This window comes from Marinitoga sp. 1197, assembly GCF_001021165.1.
Lineage (GTDB): Bacteria > Thermotogota > Thermotogae > Petrotogales > Petrotogaceae > Marinitoga.
Map to the genome: position 1 here is coordinate 93,232 of NZ_AZAY01000011.1, position 7,273 is coordinate 100,504.

Here is a 7,273-nt window from a genome sequence, read left to right on the forward strand (position 1 = left end):
TTTGTGCTCCCTTCAACTATTTTTCAATTTCTACAATTCCACCATGATTTCTAATTTTTATTATAATATCATTTAATGATTTCTCTATTTTTCCTACACTTTCATTTTCATCAAAATAGCTAAATACAATTTTTAAAGGTTTAATTATTAATAATCCATCTACAACTTTATTAATTTTTTCTATGGTTTTGCCATTTAATGGTTTTTTTATATAAATTGTTAGAGTACTATTAAAATTTTTTACATCTAAAATATTTTCCTCTTCTCTTTTATATAATCTCCTAATTTTAGAAATTTTACTTTGAGATATTTGAATTTTCTCGAATGCTTTCTTTAATTTTTCTTTATCTACTGGTTTAATTATAAAATAGTCAGCCCCATAGTTTAATGCTTTGAATATTTCTGGTTTTTTATTAGAAACGCTTATAACAATTATTTTTAAATTAGGGAATTGTTCTTTTAAAAGTTTTATAGCGTTTATTCCATCGGTATTTTTTAAGTATAAATCCAGGGTTATAATATCTGGTTTTAATTTTCGGCATTTGTTAACAATACCGAATATATCCTCAAATTCTCCAACAATTTCATGTCCTAATTCTTTTAAATACTTTTTTAAAACATTTCTAATATTTATATTATCTTCAATAATCAATATTTTTGACATAGATACCTCCTGGGAATTGTGATGCTAAAAGTTGTGCCTTTATTTAGTTCAGAATAAACGGAAATTTTACCATTTAAATTTTTAACTTCATTCTTTACGGAATATAATCCAATTCCTTTACCAGCGTATATATTTGATTCATATTTTGATGTATAGCCATATTCGAATATTTTATCTATATTTTCAATTCCTTTTCCATCATCTGATATTATAATATGAATAATATTTTCTTTTTCATATATTTTACATTTAATATTACCACCTGGTGTTTTATTTAAAATAAGTCTTTCTTCTGGCCTTTCTATGCCATGTATGACAATATTTCTAAATATATGGATTAATGACTTTATAAAATCATAATAATCATCAATATCTATAAACAAGTTAGAATCAATTTCAAACGAATCAATCTTTTTCCCAAATTTCTCTGCTAATTCAAAGGTATACTTTTTGTATACATCTAACACATCTTTTATATTTTTGAAATAAAGTTTTTTTATTTCTGCCAATATTAGTTGAGAATATTCTTCTGGTAAAATATTTTCAATATATTTTTCCAAATTCATTATTTTATTTTTATCTATCCAGATCATTTCGTTTTTTAAAAAATCTTTTCCTAAAACACTATTGATAAAATTCAATTCTTCATTTAGAAAAGTTTTTAGCTTTCTGTCTTTTATAAAGGTTATTACTTTATTTTTATCTTCTATGTTTGATTTTTTTAATAAGTCTAATTCGTTTTCAAGTTTATCTAATTTTTTTCCGGTTTTTATAAAATGCCATTGCAGAAACAATCCTTTATAGGTATGTATATTTTTATAAAAATTCATAATAAAATCTTGAATTGAATATAGAAATATATCATTATATACCTGTTTTGTAACATATCTAATATAATCCTCTATATTCTTTTTTATAATATCTCTATTCATTACAACATTTAATAACATTTTCGTATTATTTTTTTCATTTTCTATTTTTTCTTCTAATTCTTTTTTTTCTGTAATATCCTGTATTATACACATCACTCTTTTTACAGAGTCTAAATAAATAATCTTATATTTTACTTTTAATATTTTATTATTTATCTTAACTTCACTTGGCAATAATTCTAAATATACATCATCCTTTTCATCATTTTCAAAAATATGAGATAATATTTTCTTTTCAATTTCATAATCTGTATTATATAATAATTCTAAAATATTTCTTTTTGAAATATCTTCTGTTTCAAAAATATTTAAACATTCCTTGCTATATTCATTATGAATCAAAAAATCTTTTCCAAACATTAAAAATCCTTCATCAGAGTTGTCTAATAATAATCTTAATCTTTTTTTCATTTCTATTAAAATCATATGATTAATATCGCTTATCTTAGAAATTTTTTTTGTTTGACTCAATAAGTGCTCATAATCTTTGATCAAACATTCATATTTATCAATTAAATTTTCCACAGAAAAACTATTATTTTTTAAAAAATTTTTATGATTTTCCAATTTCTTATATTCATTTGAAAAAATATTGTCCATTAAAACACCTCTTTGGAGAATAATCTCACTATTTTTTTATTAGTGTAAATGGTATGGTTAAATCTTCCATGAAATTTTCCGCTATTTCATAAGAAAATTCATTATCTTCATCATAATACCAATTAATTTTCACATTTTTATTCTTGTTATAAGCTTCTTCTAAAATATCTAATATAAACATAATTGATTTTGTGCTACTGGTATTTAAATAACTAATATCAAAATTAAAAATAACTTCTGTTTCAGCATCTAAATTATTTATATAATTTTCTAACCATTCAAATATAGGATTATAAAAATCAAAGGAATTTTCTGGATATGATTCACCTTTAATAGATAAGACGTTTTTTTCAGGATCAAATATTATTTCTGGTGTGGATTTAGTTGGTTTAATAATTAATTTTTCCATTTTAATACCTCCTATTTAGACCGTTATTATTAGAATAAAATAATAATAATTATTATCGAGTTTAATAAAATCATATTCAAATTTATTTGAAGCCCTTTTAGCCATTTCAAGAAATCCCAAGCCAGCACCGCCGGTTTCGCTTTTAAATTTTTCTCTTAATCGTTTTTTATATAATAATTTAATTTCATCTTTACTTAAAGAATTTATCTCATCTATACGCTCTTTAAGATTTTGTATATCCTCTTTTTTTACAATATTTCCAGAACTGATAAAATAGTTTTGTTCATTTTTTCCAATTAATATTATCGATTCTAAAAATACATGATTGATTTCTTTTTTAGATAAAATTCGTTCATAGTTTTTAATATTTTGACTTTGTTCAATAAATACAGAAAAAATATTGTTAGAAGATGTGTTATGATTTTTATCTTTTTTTATATATTCTCTCAATGCTCTTCCAATTTCTTCTATTATACCTTGAGAAAATGGTCCTATAAAACTCATAATAATGTTATTTTTTCGAATTTTATCTTTAATCTCAAGAATGTTTTTCGGATTCAAAAAACTCCCCCCTTTGATAGAAAAATATTTTATTTCTTCCAGAATTTTTTGAATTATATAATGCAGTATCAGCTATATTTATTATTTCGTCGATGTTCTCACCGCTATAAACAGTTAATCCAATACTTGCGGTTATATTTTTTAAATTTTCATCTAATAAAATTATTTTTTTTAGTTTATGAGCTACTTTTATAGCAGATTTTAAGTTGGTATTAGGTAAGATTATTAAAAATTCGTCTCCTCCCCATCTGAAAACAAAGTCGATTTTTCTCAAATTTTTTCTTAATATATTTGAAAATTCCATTAAAATTTTATCACCTATATTATGGCCAAAAGTATCATTAATTTCTTTAAAGTTATCTAAATCCATCATAATTAAAGAAAATTTTCTTCCTTCTCTTTTATATAAATCAATTTGATAGTTAATAATTTCATCAAATTTTAATCTGTTATACAATCCAGTTAATTTATCCTTCTCAGATAAATTTTTTAAATAAATATTTTTTCTTTCCAACTTTTTCTTTAACTCAAAAAGATAGTTATCTTGAATATCTGCAATACTAATTAATTTATAATATTCATCAAGAATCTTTTTATATTCTTCTAACAAAAATTTATAAGCCTTTTTTAAAGAATCATAAGAAGGTGTCTCCTCTAAAATTTTTTCAGCCTTTCTTATAATTTCAAATTCTTTTTTAAAATAAATAATCTCACCACCTATAATTTGAAACCTATAACAGTAATATCATCTCTTTGGTCTTCATTTTTCATATAATTTTTCAGAAATTTATTAATTTCTTCTTTCTGTTTATCCATCGGCTCTTTATAAATGCTATTTAATAAATTAATAAAAGTTTTCCTGCCTAACCTTTTTCCCTCAGGATTATTTTGATCTTCATATCCATCAGAAGTTATATAAAAATTCGTGTTACTTTCAATTTCAATAATATGTTCACTAAAGATGTAATCGATTTTAGATCTTTTATATCCAATACCCTTATTATCTCCTTTTATTCTTATGATTTTATTATCTTCTGTATAATACAAAGATATACCAGCTCCACTATATATTAATTTATTATTCGAAATATAACAAAGGCCTATTTCCAATCCATCATCATATCTATAATCATCATTATAAGAGTTAATAGTATTTTTAAATAAAATATTTAATTTTTGAAGTATATCTGAAGGACTAACTAAATTTGTATCGTCTATAATTCTGTTTAATATAGAATTTGCAGTCATTGTCATCAAAGCTCCAGGCACCCCATGGCCGGTACAATCAACTACTGCAATATAGAATGAACCATCACTTCTTTCTTTATACCAATAAAAATCACCACCCACAATATTTGAAGGTTTCCATAGTACAAAAAAATCTTTAAATTTGTTTTTTAGAATTTTTTCAGATGGCAATATGGAATTTTGTATATTTTTAGCGTATAAGATACTGTCCATAATTCTTTTGTTTTTTTGTTCTAATTCTTTTGTTCTTTCTTTAACCAACTTTTTTAACCTGAAATTAGATATTAATATACTTTGTAATATAACAAAAGATAGAAGTAATGAAATTGATATAATTGAATAAGAAATTACACCTTTATATATAGGTGACATAACTTCAGCTTTCTCTACCATAGTAACAATATACCATCCAGAGGAATTTAATTTAGTATAAGCTATGTAATAGCTCTTATTATTAATATTATCTTTTATAATCCCCTTTGATCCAACGAAATGAATATATTCAAATTTTTTGTTTATATTTTCTATATTTTTATGGAGAATTATAGTTCCTTTTCTATTAATAACAAATGTTTGTCCTGTTTTATAGCTTAATTCGGAATTTATTAAATTTACAAAATCGCTAATAGAGCAATCTATTGATAAGACACCAACTACTTCGTTTTTCTCATTAACTAAAGCTTTTCCTGTAGAGATTAACCATTTTTTTGTTTTATATTCTTTATAAGGAGTTCCAATATATACGCTCTTAGGGTTTTTAATACCTTCAATATACCATGGTCTAATTGTTGGATCATATTCTTTAGGTACCTCCCAATCATTAATAACCATTTTTTTGTTTTTATAACCAGTATAAATGTAAGCGATATTTTTATTTGAATTCTTGTAATTTTTCAATATTTCTAAAACTTTTTCTTCACTTTTTTTAGAAAATCCGGCATTGATAAAATCTTTATCTTTTGCAAATGTTTCTGCAAAATGAATTAATTCTGTAAAATAATCATCAATGAATGTAGCAACAACAGAATTCTCACTTCTAATATAGTCTTGCGCTTTGCTTAAATTTATATTATAATAGTTAATAGAAAAAAACAATCCAATCCCTATAATCAATAACATAGATATAAATAATAATGGGAAAACGATTTTATATCTGTTTATCATAATATTAACCCCCATATCTCATATATTTATTTTAATATTATATATTTATTATATCAGAAAAAAGTATAAATACTTAAATATTTTTTTAATTACTATAAACGGAGGAGAAATTATGAATAGAAAAAGAGATGTATATTATTGGCAGGAAAGAAGTATATTAAAATATTTAAAGAAAGAATGGGTAGAACATGCGGTTTTCAAAATAAATTCAAACGGAATTGAAGGAATAGGAGCTGGAACTCCAAATGCAGATTTTGGTGAAACATACAAAACAACAATGGCTATAATCGAAAAAATAAGAAAATTAACTGAAGAATGGGTGGATTTAAACAATTATGCAGACTTTGAAAAAATAATGAATAATGTAGTTAAATTTGATATGTCATCAAAAACAGCTGTTGAAATTGCTATTGCTGATTATATTTTAAATTCTAAAAATTTAGATTTATCAAAAATACTTTTTTCAAAAAAAGATTTAAACGAAAAGATGAAAAAATTATATGTTTATAATGATATGGGATATGCTGTTTATGATGAATTAATAGATGCATTAATAATTAAAATTGAATTCATTGAAAAAATATCTTTAGAAGAATTAGAGATATTAAAAGCAAATATTGATAAATACAAAATATGGATAGATTTTAAAGGTATGTTTAACCACTACGAAGTAAAAAAAATACTTGATATATTTAAAGACCTTGACGTAGTATCAATAGAACAACCATTACCTGTTGGGAGTGAATTTGCAGTAAAAGACCTTTTGACGAAATATCCTGTTTTTTGGGATGAATCCTTTAAAACACTTCAAGATATAATAAGATTAAAAGATATTTCTACAGGATTGGTATTTGAAATCACAAAATTTGGGGGATTATTAAAAACTTCTGAATATTTAAAAGTTGCTGAAAGTTTGGGGTTGGAAACAATGATTTCATCAAGAATAGAACATCCAATAACATTAGATTGGGCGAATAAAATTAAAAAATCTTTTAATTATATAGACCTTGATTTTAAGCATTATATAGAAAAAACGTCTAAGTAAATATACTTTTATATAAAAATAACATATATTTTATAAAAACAGATTTCGAAAGTCCATCAAAGGTAAAATGATAAAAATGCCGGAAATTTCGGCATTTTTATTAATATTGATGCATGTTAATAAATTCTTGGTTAAATTCTTCAATTTTTTGAGCTTTCCTTTGTTGAAATTTTTCCCAGGTTTCTGAACCTATAATAACATATCTTCCTTTAATAACATATCTTCCTTGATTAACATGTCCATACCCATTAACATTTCTTTCATAAATAGCATCCATTCTAATGCCCATAAAACCAACTTCTGTGAAAAGTTTGCTTTAATTGATTTTATAATAAAGAAACATAAGTCTTTTCAGCTTTGCCGAAAAAGACAACTTAAATTCAGGTTCATAATTAGTTCGTTTTCTCATTAAAAAACACCCCTTTCTTATTTTTTGTCCAAATTTTGTAAGGGGTGAGTATGTTTTTATTTTACTTCCTCAATATACTTAGCTTCTTTACCAACAAAGATAATTATATACTTTTTCATCGTTTCATTTTTTGTGTTTAATTCATATGATTTCTTGTATTTTTCTATTTGTTCTTTTGCCTGTTTTATTTTTCTTTTTAATTTTTCTTCTGTGTATTCTTTTTGTTTTATGTATTTTACTT

General features: G+C 23.3%; 8 protein-coding genes and 1 pseudogene. 1 reads left to right on the forward strand and 8 read right to left on the reverse strand.

The genetic code is table 11. From position 1 onward, the window contains the following. Positions 1 to 16: 16 nt before the first annotated feature. From X275_RS03600 to X275_RS11020, 6 genes are all read right to left on the reverse strand, one after another. Positions 17 to 664, reverse strand: a complete 648-nt coding sequence (locus X275_RS03600; protein WP_047267561.1) for a response regulator — start codon at positions 662 to 664, stop codon at positions 17 to 19. Next, the gene (locus X275_RS03605) at positions 649 to 2,196 is read right to left on the reverse strand and encodes an ATP-binding protein (RefSeq protein WP_047267562.1); all 1,548 of its coding nucleotides are present in this window, start codon (positions 2,194 to 2,196) and stop codon (positions 649 to 651) included. The genes X275_RS03600 and X275_RS03605 overlap by 16 nt, the downstream gene beginning before the upstream one ends. Positions 2,197 to 2,224: 28 nt before the next feature. Next, positions 2,225 to 2,605 carry a DUF1987 domain-containing protein gene (locus X275_RS03610; RefSeq protein ID WP_047267563.1) on the reverse strand — a complete coding sequence of 127 codons (381 nt, stop codon included), beginning with the start codon at positions 2,603 to 2,605 and terminating at the stop codon, positions 2,225 to 2,227. Positions 2,606 to 2,620: 15 nt separating this feature from the next. Continuing rightward, positions 2,621 to 3,166, reverse strand: a complete 546-nt coding sequence (locus X275_RS03615) for a SiaB family protein kinase (protein WP_047267564.1) — start codon at positions 3,164 to 3,166, stop codon at positions 2,621 to 2,623. Continuing rightward, entirely contained in the window at positions 3,144 to 3,776 is a 633-nt protein-coding gene (locus tag X275_RS03620; RefSeq protein WP_052913594.1) for a GGDEF domain-containing protein, read from the reverse strand. Before X275_RS03620 ends, X275_RS03615 begins: the two co-directional genes overlap by 23 nt. 107 nt (positions 3,777 to 3,883) lie before the next feature. After that, entirely contained in the window at positions 3,884 to 5,578 is a 1,695-nt protein-coding gene (locus tag X275_RS11020; protein WP_052913596.1) for a cache domain-containing protein, read from the reverse strand. Positions 5,579 to 5,690: 112 nt separating this feature from the next. On the opposite strand from X275_RS11020, the gene X275_RS03630 reads away from it, so the two are divergent. Next, a complete protein-coding gene (locus X275_RS03630; protein ID WP_047267565.1) occupies positions 5,691 to 6,623 on the forward strand; it encodes an enolase C-terminal domain-like protein in 933 nt (310 codons plus the stop codon). A 100-nt stretch (positions 6,624 to 6,723) separates the two neighbouring features. Here X275_RS03630 and X275_RS03635 read toward each other — a convergent pair whose 3' ends face one another. Both X275_RS03635 and X275_RS11680 read right to left on the reverse strand, forming a co-directional pair. Continuing rightward, a complete protein-coding gene (locus X275_RS03635; protein ID WP_047267566.1) occupies positions 6,724 to 6,912 on the reverse strand; it encodes a hypothetical protein in 189 nt (62 codons plus the stop codon). A 176-nt stretch (positions 6,913 to 7,088) separates the two neighbouring features. Then, positions 7,089 to 7,273: pseudogene (locus X275_RS11680) on the reverse strand (AAA family ATPase); the annotation flags it as partial.